This is a genomic window from Pedobacter sp. UYP1 (assembly GCF_040547305.1).
GTDB lineage: Bacteria > Bacteroidota > Bacteroidia > Sphingobacteriales > Sphingobacteriaceae > Pedobacter.
In genome coordinates this window covers 154,528-169,653 of record NZ_JBEPPL010000015.1, presented here as the reverse complement: position 1 = coordinate 169,653, position 15,126 = coordinate 154,528, and the positions used below count along the sequence as shown (strand labels likewise).

At 39.5% G+C, this 15,126-nt stretch carries 16 protein-coding genes and 4 tRNA genes; 12 read left to right on the top strand and 8 right to left on the bottom strand.

The genetic code is table 11. From position 1 onward, the window contains the following. Position 1: 1 nt before the first annotated feature. The 5 genes from ABIB30_RS23005 to ABIB30_RS22985 form a co-directional block, all read right to left on the bottom strand. Positions 2-86: transfer RNA gene (locus ABIB30_RS23005), tRNA-Leu, on the bottom strand. Between the two features lie 48 nt (positions 87-134). Next, positions 135-207: transfer RNA gene (locus ABIB30_RS23000), tRNA-Gly, on the bottom strand. A 43-nt stretch (positions 208-250) separates the two neighbouring features. Continuing rightward, positions 251-335 (bottom strand) — tRNA-Leu (locus tag ABIB30_RS22995). Positions 336-383: 48 nt separating this feature from the next. Then, positions 384-456 (bottom strand) — tRNA-Gly (locus tag ABIB30_RS22990). Positions 457-593: 137 nt separating this feature from the next. Beyond that, complete coding sequence (locus ABIB30_RS22985; protein ID WP_354305393.1) at positions 594-1,079, bottom strand: regulatory protein RecX; 486 nt, start codon at positions 1,077-1,079, stop codon at positions 594-596. 138 nt (positions 1,080-1,217) lie between these two features. Here ABIB30_RS22985 and ABIB30_RS22980 point away from each other — a divergent pair, with 138 nt between their 5' ends. Further along, positions 1,218-3,677, top strand: coding sequence for a bifunctional UDP-N-acetylmuramoyl-tripeptide:D-alanyl-D-alanine ligase/alanine racemase (locus ABIB30_RS22980; protein ID WP_354305392.1), 2,460 nt, complete (start codon positions 1,218-1,220; stop codon positions 3,675-3,677). Positions 3,678-3,686: 9 nt separating this feature from the next. Next, positions 3,687-4,277 carry a DUF502 domain-containing protein gene (locus ABIB30_RS22975; RefSeq protein ID WP_111636238.1) on the top strand — a complete coding sequence of 197 codons (591 nt, stop codon included), beginning with the start codon at positions 3,687-3,689 and terminating at the stop codon, positions 4,275-4,277. A gap of 18 nt (positions 4,278-4,295) precedes the next feature. On the opposite strand, the gene ABIB30_RS22970 is transcribed toward ABIB30_RS22975, so the two are convergent. Both ABIB30_RS22970 and ABIB30_RS22965 read right to left on the bottom strand, forming a co-directional pair. Beyond that, positions 4,296-5,003, bottom strand: coding sequence for an LOG family protein (locus ABIB30_RS22970; RefSeq protein ID WP_041884462.1), 708 nt, complete (start codon positions 5,001-5,003; stop codon positions 4,296-4,298). A gap of 19 nt (positions 5,004-5,022) precedes the next feature. Beyond that, positions 5,023-6,501 (bottom strand): sodium:solute symporter, encoded by a 1,479-nt coding sequence (locus ABIB30_RS22965; protein ID WP_354305391.1) that lies wholly within the window; start codon positions 6,499-6,501, stop codon positions 5,023-5,025. A 126-nt stretch (positions 6,502-6,627) separates the two neighbouring features. Between ABIB30_RS22965 and recR the strand changes: the two genes are divergently transcribed. The 6 genes from recR (at position 6,628) to ABIB30_RS22935 (ending at position 10,639) form a co-directional block, all read left to right on the top strand. Continuing rightward, complete coding sequence (gene recR, locus ABIB30_RS22960; RefSeq protein ID WP_183868041.1) at positions 6,628-7,245, top strand: recombination mediator RecR; 618 nt, start codon at positions 6,628-6,630, stop codon at positions 7,243-7,245. A gap of 6 nt (positions 7,246-7,251) precedes the next feature. Next, positions 7,252-8,067, top strand: a complete 816-nt coding sequence (locus ABIB30_RS22955) for an SDR family oxidoreductase (RefSeq protein ID WP_354305390.1) — start codon at positions 7,252-7,254, stop codon at positions 8,065-8,067. 3 nt (positions 8,068-8,070) lie between these two features. Continuing rightward, positions 8,071-8,913 carry an alpha/beta hydrolase gene (locus ABIB30_RS22950; RefSeq protein WP_354305389.1) on the top strand — a complete coding sequence of 281 codons (843 nt, stop codon included), beginning with the start codon at positions 8,071-8,073 and terminating at the stop codon, positions 8,911-8,913. Positions 8,914-8,993: 80 nt separating this feature from the next. Next, entirely contained in the window at positions 8,994-9,518 is a 525-nt protein-coding gene (locus tag ABIB30_RS22945) for an OmpA family protein (RefSeq protein ID WP_354305388.1), read from the top strand. Between the two features lie 132 nt (positions 9,519-9,650). Continuing rightward, the gene (locus tag ABIB30_RS22940; RefSeq protein WP_354305387.1) at positions 9,651-10,223 is read left to right on the top strand and encodes a YeeE/YedE family protein; all 573 of its coding nucleotides are present in this window, start codon (positions 9,651-9,653) and stop codon (positions 10,221-10,223) included. Between the two features lie 2 nt (positions 10,224-10,225). Next, positions 10,226-10,639: a DUF6691 family protein gene (locus ABIB30_RS22935; RefSeq protein ID WP_354305398.1), complete on the top strand. Its 414-nt coding sequence runs from the start codon at positions 10,226-10,228 to the stop codon at positions 10,637-10,639. A gap of 61 nt (positions 10,640-10,700) precedes the next feature. Here the strand turns inward: ABIB30_RS22935 and ABIB30_RS22930 are convergent, their stop codons facing one another. Then, entirely contained in the window at positions 10,701-11,192 is a 492-nt protein-coding gene (locus tag ABIB30_RS22930; protein ID WP_354305386.1) for a DUF6985 domain-containing protein, read from the bottom strand. 256 nt (positions 11,193-11,448) lie between these two features. On the opposite strand from ABIB30_RS22930, the gene trpD reads away from it, so the two are divergent. From trpD to trpA, 4 genes are read left to right on the top strand one after another with little or no spacing between them, the layout of a single operon-like run. Next, entirely contained in the window at positions 11,449-12,435 is a 987-nt protein-coding gene (gene trpD, locus ABIB30_RS22925) for an anthranilate phosphoribosyltransferase (protein ID WP_354305385.1), read from the top strand. Beyond that, positions 12,432-13,058: a phosphoribosylanthranilate isomerase gene (locus ABIB30_RS22920; protein WP_354305384.1), complete on the top strand. Its 627-nt coding sequence runs from the start codon at positions 12,432-12,434 to the stop codon at positions 13,056-13,058. Before trpD ends, ABIB30_RS22920 begins: the two co-directional genes overlap by 4 nt. A 42-nt stretch (positions 13,059-13,100) precedes the next feature. Then, on the top strand, positions 13,101-14,282 hold the full coding sequence (trpB, locus tag ABIB30_RS22915; protein WP_354305383.1) for a tryptophan synthase subunit beta: 1,182 nt from the start codon (positions 13,101-13,103) through the stop codon (positions 14,280-14,282). Positions 14,283-14,328: 46 nt separating this feature from the next. After that, the gene (gene trpA, locus ABIB30_RS22910) at positions 14,329-15,099 is read left to right on the top strand and encodes a tryptophan synthase subunit alpha (RefSeq protein WP_354305382.1); all 771 of its coding nucleotides are present in this window, start codon (positions 14,329-14,331) and stop codon (positions 15,097-15,099) included. The last annotated feature ends 27 nt before the right edge of the window (positions 15,100-15,126 follow it).

Sequence of the window (15,126 nt, the reverse complement as noted above, 5' to 3'; positions counted from 1 at the left end):
GTACTCAGAGCGGGAATCGAACCCGCACGACTTTTAAGGTCACAGGATTTTAAGTCCTGCGTGTCTACCAGTTCCACCATCTGAGCAGGTGTTAAACCTTTTAAAAATAAAAACCTTCTTAGAGAAGGCTTTAGAGCGAAAGACGAGATTCGAACTCGCGACCCCGACCTTGGCAAGGTCGTGCTCTACCAACTGAGCTACTTTCGCATTGGTATAGTATTATAGGTTCTGTATAACTTTATACAGTGAGTACTCAGAGCGGGAATCGAACCCGCACGACTTTTAAGGTCACAGGATTTTAAGTCCTGCGTGTCTACCAGTTCCACCATCTGAGCAGGTGTTAACCTTTTAAATAAATGCCTTCCGGTAAAGAAGACACTTAGAGCGAAAGACGAGATTCGAACTCGCGACCCCGACCTTGGCAAGGTCGTGCTCTACCAACTGAGCTACTTTCGCATTGGTTTTATCAACATCATCCGATGTTTCCGTCACATTTGCAAGGCTTAAAACTGTATACCTTGTTTCCGTTTGGGATTGCAAATATAAGGACTTTTATATTACTGTCAAGTTATTTTTAATAAAAAAAACAGGTATTAGCTTAAGTTATTGTCCTTCAGTACTTCAGAAATCAAATTATTTTCAAAGCCCTTCCCCATAAGGTAGGTAATCAGCTTGTATTTCCTTTTATAGGCATCTTTCTCTATTAAAACTGCTGATTTTTTTTCAGCAGCAGCGAGGATAGTTTTTAAATAATCGTCATAATCAATAGAATTTAATGCTTTTAAAATCATTTTCTCCGGAATCTTTTTCAATTTAAGTCCCTGTTTGATCTTAACCTTGCCCCATTTCTTGATATTAAACTTGCCAGACACATAGGCCATCGCAAACCTTTCCTCATTCAGAAAATTATTCAGGATAAGTTCTGTGATCACTTCTTCTACTTCATCATGTCTTAATCCCCAGTCATAAAGCTTATTTCTGATTTCCTGTTGCGCACGCTCCTGGTAGGCGCAGTAACTTTCCGCTTTAACTAAAGCAGTCCTTTTGTCCAGTACAGGTTTTGAATATTCTTTTTCCAATATGAATTACTTGTTATATATAGCTGATACTGCAAATATCCGCATTATTTATTACAGCCTGTTTACAAATAAACGCTAAACTAAACTAAACAGGCTCTTAGAAAAGTTTAACTTTATCCCATTCTAGTATTCGGATCAATGAGTGAAATAAACTATACCATTCAGCAGTTGGCTGAACTTTTAAATATAAAATCCTTCGAATTAAAACATCCCGCTTTAATTAATAGCCTGCTTATAGACAGCCGTGTAGTGATCAGCCCGGAATCCTCTTTGTTCTTTGCCCTGTCAGCTACCAGAGACGGACATGAATTTATTGCAGAAGCCTATGCCAACGGCATTAAAAACTTTGTCGTTAGTAAAGCCGGGTACCAGAGGAAATTTCCTGACGCTAACTTTCTTTTAGTAGCTGATGTGCAGGCCGCCTTACAACTCATCGCTGCAAATCACCGAAGCGCATTTGACCTGGAAGTCATCGCAATTACTGGGAGTAACGGAAAGACTATCGTTAAAGAATGGCTATATCAATTACTCTCAGCAGATTTCCATATTGTCAGGAGCCCGAAAAGCTTTAATTCGCAGCTTGGTGTTCCTCTTTCTGTCTGGCAGATTCATCAGGAACATACGCTTGGAATCTTTGAAGCTGGTATTTCTAAAAATGGAGAAATGCAGCAGCTCGCTGAAATTATACAGCCCACTATTGGTATTCTGACCAATATAGGAGAAGCCCATGCCGAAGGATTTACTTCTTCTGAAGAAAAGTTGAAAGAGAAATTGAAACTCTTCAAAGACGTTAAACTATTTATTTACAGTCCCGATTATACCAAAAATATACCTGCAGATGAACTACCTGGTGAACAACAGTTCTCCTGGAGTATAAAAACTGAAGCAGATTTGTCCATTTTATTTGTAGAACCAATTAACGGTAAAAGCTATATCAAGGCACTTTACAAAGGAGAAGAAATTGAATGCCTGCTTCCATTTAGTGACCGGGCATCCGTTGAAAATGGAATTATCTGCTGGGCTGCTTTATTAGCCCTGGGATACACTCCAGAGCAAGCAGATGTTCGTTTAGAGCATTTAACGGCCGTAAACATGCGCTTAGAACTGAAAAACGGTATCAATCAATGCTCCATTATTGACGATTCCTACAGTGCTGACATCTCTTCGCTCGCTATAGCTCTTGATTTTCTGAATCAGCAAAACCAGCATCCACTGAAAACAGTGATCCTGTCAGACTTGCCCGAAACGGGAAAAACGGATGTGGAACTTTATACTGAAATTGCTGCTTTGTTAAAACAAAAGCAGGTAAACAGGCTGATCGGTATAGGGCCTCATATCAGTGCATTCGCTTCACTCTTTGATTTACCCGCAGCATTCTATGAAAGTACAGAAGAATTCATTCAGAAATTTGCTGAAATAACATTTAACAGTGAAACAATCCTGGTTAAAGGAGCAAGGCGATTTGAATTTGAAAGGATCAGTAAACTCCTGACGCAAAAAGTTCATGGAACAGTCATGGAAATTGATTTAAACGCATTAGCCAGTAACCTTAAATTCTATAAAGCAAAGTTAGCGCCTGGTGTGAAAGTAATGGCCATGGTCAAAGCCTTCTCTTATGGTAGTGGAAGCTTCGAAATTGCCAATTTATTACAATATCATAAAGTAGATTATCTTGCTGTAGCTTACACAGATGAAGGAATTGCCTTAAGAAAAGCGGGGATCACCTTGCCTATTATGGTGATGAGCCCGGAACCATTTGCTTTTGAAGCAATTCTGAAATATAAACTGGAGCCTGAACTTTATAACCTTGATATTCTGAAAGCGTTTGTTGCTTTCTTACCCGAAACGCAAACTGCTTATCCAGTGCATATTAAAATTGACACCGGGATGCACAGACTGGGATTTGAGGAACCAGATCTGCCAGAATTGCTGCCCTTGCTGAACCAGACTAAAAAGCTCAAAGTAGTTTCTGCATTTTCACATCTTGCAGCAAGCGAAGACCCGCAGCACGATGAATTTACAGGCTATCAGCTGGAAACCTATCTCCATCTTAGCGGAGCGCTGCGCAAAGGATTAGGCTATGATTTTATACAGCATATTTCCAATACCTCAGCGATAACCAGACATCCCGAAGCACAATTGGATATGGTCAGAATAGGTATAGGTTTATATGGTTTTGACAGCGGGCTGGCAGATAAGAGCGGACTCCGTACCGTAGCAGTTTTAAAAACTACGATCACACAAATTAAGACAGTAGGCCCTAAGGACACTATTGGTTATGGCCGCTGGGGAGTTTTGCCCGATGGAGGCACTACGGCAACTATAAAAATAGGTTATGCAGACGGGTACCGCAGATCTTTTGGAAACGGAGTAGGGAAGATGCTCGTCAATGGTAAATTTGCTCCTGTAATCGGTACCATTGCCATGGATATGTGTATGCTCGACGTAACCGGACTCGACGCTAAAATTGGGGATGAAGTCATTATTTTCAATAACGAGCTGACGGTTGACGATTTAGCGAAGCAAATTGATACCATTCCTTACGAGATTTTAACAAATATCTCACAAAGGGTAAAACGCATCTATTTTTATGAGTAGTTTTGTGTTATGAACAGGATTGGGAAGGCGCTGTTAAATTACCTGATTAAGGGTTTATTGATAGTATTGCCTATAGCTTTAAGTATTTACATCGTGATATGGGCAGTTACCACGGTCGATAGCTGGTTGAATGTCAATAATATTTTGGGAGTTGATCCAAGAACAGGAGAAAGCAGGAATATCCCGGGCTTGGGGCTTGCGCTGGTTATTGCATTAATTCTGACCGCAGGGATATTTGTGACCAATTTTGTAACTGAACCTATGTACAATTGGTTCAATCGCTGGATGAACAGATTACCCGGGTTAAATTTTATTTATTCTTCCATTAAGGACCTTACTGAGGCATTTGTTGGTGATGAAAAGAAATTTAATCACCCTGTTTTAGTAGAAATGACTGCGGATATCAAAAGAATTGGATTTATGACACAGAGCGATCTGTCGTCGATTGGCTTACCCGGAGATTGTGTGGTTTATTTTCCATTTTCTTACTCCTTTGCCGGACAAGTTTGTGTCGTGTCTAAGGATAAGATCAAAGAATTGAAAATGAATGCTGCAGATGCTATGAAATTAGTTGTATCAGGAGGGGTTAGTCATATCTAACCCCTGCAAAATATCAGCCTAGAAATTAGGTTTCAGAACGTATTTATCATAGAATCTGAAAATATGCTCGGTTGCTTCCTCAGCAGTATCCGCTAATCTGAACAAGTTTAAATCTTCTGCATGGATATTATGCTCTTTCTCCAACATCGTGTTTTTGATCCAGTCAATTAATCCGCCCCAGTAATCCTTACCTAACAATACGATCGGGAAACGTGCAATTTTACCGGTCTGGATCAATGTAATCGCTTCAAACAATTCGTCCATTGTTCCCATTCCACCAGGTAATACGATAAATCCCTGTGAGTATTTCATGAACATGACTTTTCTTACAAAGAAGTAATCGAATTGCAGTAATTTATTGTGGTCAACATATTTATTGTGGAACTGCTCAAACGGCAGGTCAATATTAAGTCCTACAGATTTTCCGCCATTGGTATGGGCACCTTTATTACCAGCTTCCATAATACCAGGGCCACCACCCGTAATTACACCATAACCGCGATCAGTCAGTAACTTACCGCAATCTACTGCCATCTGATAATATTTATTCGTTTCAGCAGTTCTTGCAGAACCAAAAATGGATACACAGGGGCCAATTTTAGCCAGCTTCTCAAAGCCATCTACAAATTCAGCCATTATTTTAAAGATCTGCCAGGAATCAGTTACTTTGATCTCCTGCCAGTTTTTGTTTTCAAACGCGCTTCTTATTTTCTCTTCACTCGTCATTATTATGCTTATTTATATTTTAAAATTTAGTTTGGTCAGCCGTATTTCTTCCGGTAACCCAAAGTAGTAAAAATGTAATCAAACCGTTTAGCACAATCAGCTCAAAGCTCATCGCATAGCCAAACCATTTTATACTGTGCGTATTGATCACAAAACACAACACAGGGGATGAAATACACAGATAAGGTACTAATTTATCTGCAACTGCTTTCTTTGTCAGCATCCCGAAAGCAAATAAACCTAACAGCGGGCCATAAGTGTAACCTGCCGCTGTGAATATTGAGTTGACCACAGAATCATCATTAATTGCTTTAAATACCAGGATAACAGCAACCATGACAACCGAAAAACCAATATGCACCCAGTGTCGCTGTGTCACCAGTTTAGGGTCATTCTGATCTTCTTTTTTGTCAAAATGCAGGAAGTCCATACAAAACGAAGTTGTCAGTGCAGTCAGTGCAGAATCCGTAGTTGCGAATGTCGCAGCTGTCAAACCCAGCATAAAAATAATCCCTGGAATAATATTTAAATGATTTAAAGCAATTTCAGGATAAAGATGATCCGGTGTTTTTAAGTTAGCAACTGCTATGCCATTTTTTGCAGCATACAGGTACAATAAAGCCCCTACACTCAGGAAAAAGATATTCATGACTACAAATACCCCTGTAAAAGTGAACATGTTTTTCTGTGCTTCTCCAATACTTTTCATGCTCAGGTTCTTTTGCATCAGATCCTGATCCAGTCCTACCATGGCAACAGTGACAAAAATACCTCCTAAAAATTGTTTCAGAAAGTGGGACTTGCTGCCCAGGAAATCTTCCCAGAAGAATATTTTGGAGTAACTGCTGTTTTTTACCGCTTCAAAAGTGCCTGCTATATCCAGATGTAGTGATTTTGCGATGAATATAATAGACAGGACAACTGATAATAACAAAAAAATCGTTTGCAGGGTATCGGTGATGATAATGGTTTTAAGGCCACCTTTATGGGTATAAACCCAGATTAATACCAGGCAAAGTACAATGGTTAACCAGAATGGGATATTCCAGGCATCAAAAATGAATTTCTGTAATACGATCGCAACCAGGTATAGTCTGAATGAAGACCCAATAGTTCTGGAAATAAGGAAGATTACTGCTCCGGTTTTATAACTGTAAGCACCTAGTCTTTTTTCCAGGTACGTATAAATGGAGATCAGGTTCATCCGGTAATACAGCGGTAAAAGGACGGTGGCTACAATGATAAAGCCCACGGCATTCCCTAATACAAATTGGAAATATCCGAATTCACCTTTACCAACTGCGCCCGGCACAGAGATGAAAGTTACCCCGGAAAGGGCCGTTCCAATCATTCCGAATGCTACCAGGTACCATTTTGAATTGCGGTTGGCAATAAAAAATGAGGCGTTGTCAGATGAATTTCTGGAGGTGAAATAGGCTACTCCTATTAAAAGGGCAAAATATCCTAATAGAAAGGATAAAAGTATGGCGGGAGTCATATATAATTATACTTTAGGAGCTAAATGTAATAAAATCATCTGCTAAAAGTCAAAAGGGTGTTTAAAAAGTTGATGATAAATTTTAAACAGTCTCTAAATAACAGAAGATAAATATAAATTTGTAAGATGAATTTTTCTTCCAAGCTACTTGAAGACGCTGTTAACGAATTTTCTAAACTACCTGGTGTAGGACAAAAGACCGCATTGCGTCTGGTACTGCACTTACTGAACAAGGAACAAGAGGAAGTAGACACTTTCGGGAATTCTATCATCAGGTTAAGAAAGGATATCAAGCACTGTAGCATTTGTCATAATATATCAGACCTGCCCATATGCGGGATTTGCAGTTCCAATAAACGGGAAAAAGAAATAATTTGTGTGGTAGAAGACACGCGTGATGTCATGGCTGTGGAAAATACCTCTCAATATTTTGGCGTTTACCATGTATTAGGCGGCTTAATCTCTCCAATGGACGGAATCGGGCCATCCGATCTGTTTATAGACTCTTTAGTTCAGCGGGTTGCTACAACACCTGTTAAGGAGATTATTTTAGCCTTAAGTGCAACTATGGAAGGCGATACGACCCTGTTTTATCTTTACAAAAGACTCAAAGACTTTCAAATACCAATTACCACTATTGCCCGCGGAATCGCTTTTGGCGGTGAACTGGAATATGCAGACGAAATCACTTTAGGCCGCTCAATCGTTACCAGAGTACCTTATGTCAATTCAATAACCAAATAAATCACGATGGATTTTAAGAATAAAGTAGTCATTATTACCGGTGCTTCATCGGGTATAGGAAAGTCATGCGCTGAAGAATTTGCTAAACGCGGTGCAAACTTAGTACTGGCAGCGCGGCAATTTGTGACTTTATGTGAAGTTACTGCAGACCTGGAAAAAAGATATGGGATTAAAGCCCTTGCCGTACAAGCCGATGTCAGCAAAGAAGCAGATTGTGAAGCATTAGTTAAACAAGCGCTGTTAACCTTTAATCAGGTTGATATTATGGTAAACAATGCAGGATTATCCATGCGTGCACTCTTTAACGAACTGGATTTATCAGTCCTTAAAAACCTGATGGATGTCAATTTCTGGGGTACAGTTTATTGCACTAAATATGCATTACCTGAAATCCTGAAGACTAAAGGAAGTATAATTGGCGTTTCTTCTATTGCTGGCTATCGTGGTTTACCCGGCAGAACAGGTTACTCGGCGTCCAAATTTGCGATGAATGGATTTATGGAAGCATTAAGAACAGAACTCCTGCATACCGGAGTACACGTGATGGTAGCTTGTCCAGGTTTTACCACTTCGAATATCAGAGTGGCAGCCCTGGCAAAAGACGGTACCTCACATGGAGAAACCAGTATGGAAGAAGGAAAGATGATGTCTTCAGCAGAAGTTGCAGAAAATATAGTCAATGGAATTGCTGCGCGTAAGCGTACATTGATCATGACCGGACAAGGTAAATTGACCGTATGGATTAATAAACTGTTTCCGGCACTGGCCGATAAGCTGGTGTTTAACCATTTTACAAAAGAGAAGAATGCCTTAATTAAGTAAGGAATGACCCACATAAAAAAACTACTGATGTTATTTGCCTTTCTGGGACAGTTCTTCGCTTTAACGGCTAAAGTAAAAGTAGAGAAGAATATTAATTACACTGCGGTAAATGATCAGTACAGGCAACTGGATGTTTTTTATCAGAAAGATATAACCAAAGCTAAAGATGTGGTGGTTTTTATCCATGGGGGCTCATGGAGTAGTGGAAAAAAAAATATCTATTGGTGGCTGGGAAGGAACCTGGCCCGTAAAGGAGTGGTGACTGTAAATATCAATTACGGCTTAGCACCAGCTTACAAATATGACCGCATGGCTGAAGATTGTGCTCAGGCAGTGAAATGGGTAAAAGAACATGTGAATGAATATGGCGGGAATCCTGAGCGGATTTTTTTAATGGGACATTCTGCTGGAGGGCACCTTGCCGAACTCATTAATGATGACCCGGTTTACTTTAAAAAGGCCGGTATAGCAAATCCTGTGAAAGGTGTAATTCTGAATGATGCCTTTGGTCTGGATATGAAAGAGTACATGACCAGTTCGGAAAAGGATAACAACTATTATGATTTTCTGAGAACATTCTCTAAAGATCCGGCAATTTGGGAAAAAGGTTCTCCTTTACATTACGTTGAAAACAGTAAAAATCCGCATCTGATCTTTTATGGTGCGAAAACTTATCCCGCAATACAACTGCAGTCCGAAAGGCTGAATAAATTGCTTAATAATGCTCAGGTGCCATCTGCACTGCATATTATCCCTAAAAAGAAACACGTAGGGATGATTTCACAAATGGTATTTGGCAGCAATCAGCTTTATGACTTCATAATGGATTTTTTAAAACGTACTTAAGAATTTACTACCTATCTATTGAAATTTATTTATGTTTACAATTCACAAATTTTAACCTTTAATAAGAAACAAACACGAAAATGAGATTTCAAAAAACACACTTACTATTAGCTGGTATCGGCTTATTCGCTTTTTCTCTTCAAGCTTGTAAAACGAAGAAAATCGTTGCAAAACCTAATCCACCAGTAGCAGTAGAAAAACCAGTAGAGAAACCAGTAGAAAAAGCGCCTGTAGAAGAAAAAGTGGAAACTCCTGCACCAGAGAAACCAAATTTTAACTTCGCTAATGTCCAGTTTGAATTTAACTCTGACGTGCTGAAAACTGCTTCTTTCCAGATCCTGGATAATGCAGCTAAAGAAATGAAAAAAGATCCTTCAGTTAAATTTGTTCTGAACGGAAACTCTTCAGCTGAAGGTACGCCTGAGCACAATATGTCATTGTCAGTAGACAGAGCAAACTCAGTAAAATCGTATTTAGTGAATGCAGGTATCAGTGGTAATAATTTATCAGTAAAAGGATTTGGTGCAACCAAACCAATTGACAATAACTCGACTGAAGCAGGTAAAGAATTGAACCGCAGGGTAGAGATTAAAGTAGCGCAATAACCAGCACTTTAACTATTTTATAAATGGCTGAAGGTTCTTTTTTTAAGGAGAGCCTTCAGCCATTTTTTTATAATGCCTTTTTTTATAATGCGAAATAAATAACGGAACTTACCAACCCGATAACCCAGAGACATGAGTATCCTTGAATTTATAAAGCAACCCTGGCCATGGTACGTTGCAGGCCCGCTGATCGGAATGACCGTACCCATACTGCTGCTGCTCGGTAACAAAGCATTTGGTATCAGCTCTTCCTTACGTCATATTTGTGCGGCCTGTATACCGGCTAAAATCCCTTTCTTCCAATATGACTGGAAAAAAGAAGCCTGGAATCTTTTCTTTGTTGCAGGTATATTTTTGGGTGGTTTTATTGCTGCGTCCTTACTTTCTAATCCTTCAAATATCGTATTGAACCCTAAATTGGTAACTGAATTATCGGGCTATGGTATTACAGATTATCAGGCTATGGTCCCTGCGCAACTGTTTAACTGGTCTTCGCTTTTCACATTGCGCGGGTTGATTATGATGGTTGGTGGTGGTTTTCTGGTTGGTTTCGGAACACGCTATGCTGGCGGATGCACAAGCGGGCACGCCATTATGGGGATTTCAACGCTGCAATGGCCTTCGTTAGTCGCTACCTGCTGCTTTATGGCTGGTGGTTTTATCATGGCTAATTATATCCTTCCATATATACTTTTACTTGGTTAATGATGATGAACAATATAAAATATCTTTTAGTCGGTATCGCGTTTGGTATTGTTTTCGTCAAGGCCGAAGTCATTAGCTGGTTCCGTATTCAGGAAATGTTCCGCTTGCAATCTTTCCACATGTTTGGGGTAATTGGCAGTGCAATCGCAGTAGGTATGCTCTCTGTGTGGCTCATTAAAAAGTTTAAGATCAAAACGATTAATGGGGAAGCCATAACCTTTACGCCAAAGACTTTCAACAAAGGCCAGATTTACGGAGGACTTATTTTTGGGTTTGGCTGGGCGATTACAGGTGCCTGTCCAGGACCATTATTTGCACAAATAGGGACAGGGGCAACTGTCATCAGTATTACCTTACTCAGTGCTATTGCAGGAACCTGGGTGTATGGAAGCTTTAAGGATCATTTACCGCATTAAAAAGGGGTGTCTTTCTTCAAAAAAGACACCCTTTTGGTATTTTTAAACCTCAACAAGTTATTTAAACCTCACCAATTCCACCAATTTTGGCAATCTCATTATTTTCGAGCTTTATTTCAATTCCATGTTCTGTATCTAACTGATAACGGATCGGAATACTGATATTCTGATTATCCTCAATCCTGATTTGCAGGATATCCCTCATGTATTCAAAATGCTTTTCAGCTGTAACAATATTTAATGGCGCTTCTCCTGATTTTTCCTCATGCTCATAATAATGCGCATATAATCTCTTGTAACGCTCAAAACCCTGCGCTTTAATTGCTAAAAGTACATCAGGAAGATTAGTTAAAAATGCTGAAAACGTATCAGCGTACTCATCAAGACTTATATTGTTTGGAGGAGTATCAATTTCATCCCCATCTTCATCAAATTCGCTTCCTAAAAATATTTCTATTTCCTGTTCGCTGAAATTTGGAATATTATATTTTTTTTCAGCGGTATAGCCCATCAAACTTTCTGTTATCTGACCCCAGAACTTGTGTTTGCTCATATAAATTATAGTTTTTGTTACTGTGCGAATGTAATTGTAAATAAGTAATTTGTCTTCTCAAAAAAATATTTCAACAAATAGTTGTTCTTTTCCAAAAACAATTCCATATTTGTTTCACAATGATACAAACAAACGGACTTAACATTTGGTGGTGGCACAACGCAATAGCGTAGTGTAACCCTATTTTGTACGTTTTATTTTATATACAATATTTTGAGGGTTGCTTTTTAAGCAGCCCTTTTTTTTTGACCCCCCCATGAAGAAAATACTCAACCACTTATTCGAAAACAAGTCTTTTAGCAGGGAAGAAGCCCAGCGGATTTTAATAGCAATTGCCTCAGGGGAATTTAATACTTCGCAGATTGCGGCGTTTATTACGGCCTTCGGGATGCGTAATATAACAGTTGCAGAGCTGCAGGGATTCCGGGATGCGATGCTTGATCTTTGTGTAAAAGTTGATCTGTCCAATTACGAGCTAGTCGATCTTTGCGGTACTGGAGGTGATGGAAAAGACACTTTTAATATCTCTACGCTGGCTTCTTTTGTAGTAGCCGGAGCAGGATATAAAGTAGCCAAACACGGTAATTATGGGGTGTCTTCAGGCTGCGGTTCTTCCAATGTAATGGAATACCTGGGTTATACTTTCACTGCTGATCAGGAAGAATTGAAAAGAAGTCTGGACAGGGCAGGAATCTGCTTTATTCACGCCCCATTATTTAATCCTGCGATGAAAATTGTAGCTCCAATACGGAAAGACTTAGGGGTTAAAACCTTTTTCAATATGCTGGGGCCAATGGTTAATCCGGCACAGCCGAAAAACCAGATCGTAGGCGTGTTCAGTCTTGAACTTGCCCGCTTATATGCTTATTTGTATCAGGATACCGATAAAAACTATACAATTATACATGCTGTGGATGGCTTTGATGAAGTATCCCTCACTTGTGATTTCAAAACATTCAGTAAAAACGGAGAGGCTTTAGTTAAAGTGAGCGACCTTGGCTTTGAGGAATTTGATGTACATGAAATTGTTGGTGGCGACACGATTAAATCATCAGCTCATATCTTTACCAGTGTATTACAAGGCACCGGTACTGATCCGCAAAATAATGTAGTGTTGTGTAACGCGGCAATTGCGATTCAGACCATTAAGCCAGAGCAATCTTTTGCAGATTGTTTTTATGAAGCAGAATCTTCACTGGTTGGTGGAATGGCCTTGAAAAGTTTCCAAAACTTAATCGGATGAAATATAAATTAAAGATCTGCGGGATGAAAATACCTGCTAATATAGCAAAGGTGGTTGCTTTGCAGCCTGAGTATATTGGCTTTATCTTTTATCCCGGTTCTAAAAGATTTATTGGTGACCTTGATCCTTCTCTGATTAAAAATATACCTGAAACTATAAAAGCTACAGGGGTATTTGTAAATGAAGAACTGGAAGCCGTAAAAAGTGCCATCGTAACTTATCACCTGAAAGCTGTTCAGTTACACGGTCAGGAAAGTGCAGCGTATTGTGAAGCGCTGAAAGGACATGCAGAAGTCATCAAAGCCTTTGGAATTGATGAAAACTTTGATTTTAATACACTGAATGAATATCAGGCGTATATAGATTACTTTCTTTTTGATACACAAACTCCGGATCATGGAGGCTCAGGGAAAACTTTTAGTTGGCAACTCCTGGGAAATTATAAAAACCAGAAACCCTATTTTCTGAGTGGTGGAATAGGAATTGATCAGCTTGCTGAATTAGGAAAAATTAAAGACGATAGGTTATATGCAATAGATGTCAATAGCAAATTTGAACTTTCACCAGGGTTAAAAGACACTGCATTGCTGAGTACCTTTAAACAGGGGCTTGATAAAATTTAAATATTACAGGGTTGTTATTGCAACTTATAAAAAGATAAGACTATGAATTATTTTGTAAATGAAAAAGGTTATTACGGAGATTTTGGAGGAGCATATATTCCCGAAATGCTTTATCCGAATGTAGAAGAGCTGAGACAAAATTACCTCAAAATCATTGGGGATGCAGAATTTCAAAAAGAGTTTCATGCACTGCTGAAAGATTATGTAGGCAGACCTTCTCCGCTTTACCTTGCAAAACGGTTATCTGAAAAATACAATGCGAATATCTTCCTTAAAAGAGAAGACCTGAACCATACCGGGGCGCATAAAATAAACAATACTATTGGTCAGATCTTATTGGCTGAGAAATTAGGTAAAAAGCGGATTATCGCTGAAACTGGTGCAGGACAGCATGGCGTGGCTACCGCAACAGTATGCGCATTGCGTGGTCTGGAATGCGTAGTTTATATGGGCGAAATTGACATTCAACGTCAGGCACCCAATGTAGCCAGAATGAAAATGCTTGGCGCTAAAGTTGTGTCTGCAGTTTCAGGAAGTAAAACCCTGAAAGATGCCACCAACGAAGCCATGCGCGACTGGATCAATAATCCAGTAGACACACATTATATTATAGGGTCTGTAGTTGGCCCGCATCCTTACCCTGATATGGTTTCTATCTTTCAATCTATCATTTCTGAAGAAACTAAAAAGCAATTGATCGAACAGACCGGAAATGACCAGCCTGATTATGTACTGGCTTGCGTAGGTGGTGGAAGTAATGCTATGGGCATGTTTTATCATTTTATCAATGATGAAAATGTAAAACTGATTGCTATTGAAGCAGGAGGGAAAGGAGTAGATACGGGATTCTCGGCAGCAACTACTTTTCTAGGTAAAGAGGGGGTGCTGCACGGAAGCAGAAGTATCCTCATGCAAACTGCAGATGGACAAGTTGTAGAACCACATTCTGTTTCTGCCGGATTGGATTACCCCGGAATAGGCCCTCAGCATGCACATCTTTTCAAGACTACCAGAGCGGAATATGTTTCGATCACAGATGATGAAGCATTGGATGCAGGATTGCTGTGTACCCAAATGGAAGGAATTATCCCTGCCATTGAAAGTGCACATGCACTGGCTCATTTAGAGAAAATGAAATTTAAAGGTGGAGAAAATGTAGTCGTTTGTTTATCCGGCAGGGGAGATAAAGACATGGATACCTACATGAAACATTTCGGTTTTTAGAGTCTGTTTAGACAGTCTTTTATATATACTATAGCATACAGATCAAATGAACAGGATTAATAAAATATTCAAAGAGAAAAAGGACAATATACTATCGATATACTATACAGCAGGTTATCCGGGTTTGGGTGATACGGTTGCGATCGCAGCTGCCTTGGAAAAAGCAGGAGCCGATATGCTGGAAATAGGTTTTCCCTATTCAGATCCGGTAGCAGATGGCCCGGTTATTCAAGCCAGCAGTAAACTATCCTTAGACCAGGGAATGGATTTAAACTTGTTATTTGAACAGTTAAAAGAACTGCGCAAAACAGTTACAATCCCGGTCTTGTTAATGGGGTATGTAAATCCAGTATTACAATACGGTGTAGAGCGCTTCTGTAAAGCCTGCGCTGAAGTGGGGGTTGATGGTTGTATTGTACCCGATCTGCCAATGGTAGAATATGAGGAATTTTACAAAGACGTTTTCCTGAAATACGGATTGAGCAATATATTTTTAGTTACCCCGCAAACTTCAACAGAGCGTATCCATAAAATTGACTCCCTGAGCAATGGGTTTATCTATTTATTATCTTCTTCTGCCACAACAGGGCAGAACTTGCAAGTATCGGATACCACAGAAGCTTATTTTTCAAGGATTGCAGAGCTGAAACTAAATAATCCAACAATGATTGGATTCGGAATCAGCAGTAAAGAGACCTTTGATAAAGCCTGTAAATATGCAAATGGAGGAATTATCGGTACTGCATTTGTGAAGGCTATTGCAGCAGGCAGCCTGGACGAGAATATAAAAGCGTTTATGACGAAATTTACGTCATAAACGCCGCTAATACGAATAAAATAGCCA

Coding starts and splice junctions, on each gene's coding strand:
- ABIB30_RS22950 (WP_354305389.1), top strand. CDS start 8,071: ATGACCCACATAAAAAAACTACTGATGTTATTTGCCTTTCTGGGACAG.
- recR (WP_183868041.1), top strand. CDS start 6,628: ATGAATTTTTCTTCCAAGCTACTTGAAGACGCTGTTAACGAATTTTCT.
- ABIB30_RS22970 (WP_041884462.1), bottom strand. CDS start 5,003: ATGACGAGTGAAGAGAAAATAAGAAGCGCGTTTGAAAACAAAAACTGG.
- ABIB30_RS22980 (WP_354305392.1), top strand. CDS start 1,218: ATGAGTGAAATAAACTATACCATTCAGCAGTTGGCTGAACTTTTAAAT.
- ABIB30_RS22955 (WP_354305390.1), top strand. CDS start 7,252: ATGGATTTTAAGAATAAAGTAGTCATTATTACCGGTGCTTCATCGGGT.
- trpD (WP_354305385.1), top strand. CDS start 11,449: ATGAAGAAAATACTCAACCACTTATTCGAAAACAAGTCTTTTAGCAGG.
- ABIB30_RS22975 (WP_111636238.1), top strand. CDS start 3,687: ATGAACAGGATTGGGAAGGCGCTGTTAAATTACCTGATTAAGGGTTTA.
- trpB (WP_354305383.1), top strand. CDS start 13,101: ATGAATTATTTTGTAAATGAAAAAGGTTATTACGGAGATTTTGGAGGA.
- ABIB30_RS22965 (WP_354305391.1), bottom strand. CDS start 6,501: ATGACTCCCGCCATACTTTTATCCTTTCTATTAGGATATTTTGCCCTT.
- ABIB30_RS22935 (WP_354305398.1), top strand. CDS start 10,226: ATGATGAACAATATAAAATATCTTTTAGTCGGTATCGCGTTTGGTATT.
- trpA (WP_354305382.1), top strand. CDS start 14,329: ATGAACAGGATTAATAAAATATTCAAAGAGAAAAAGGACAATATACTA.
- ABIB30_RS22930 (WP_354305386.1), bottom strand. CDS start 11,192: ATGAGCAAACACAAGTTCTGGGGTCAGATAACAGAAAGTTTGATGGGC.
- ABIB30_RS22920 (WP_354305384.1), top strand. CDS start 12,432: ATGAAATATAAATTAAAGATCTGCGGGATGAAAATACCTGCTAATATA.
- ABIB30_RS22940 (WP_354305387.1), top strand. CDS start 9,651: ATGAGTATCCTTGAATTTATAAAGCAACCCTGGCCATGGTACGTTGCA.
- ABIB30_RS22945 (WP_354305388.1), top strand. CDS start 8,994: ATGAGATTTCAAAAAACACACTTACTATTAGCTGGTATCGGCTTATTC.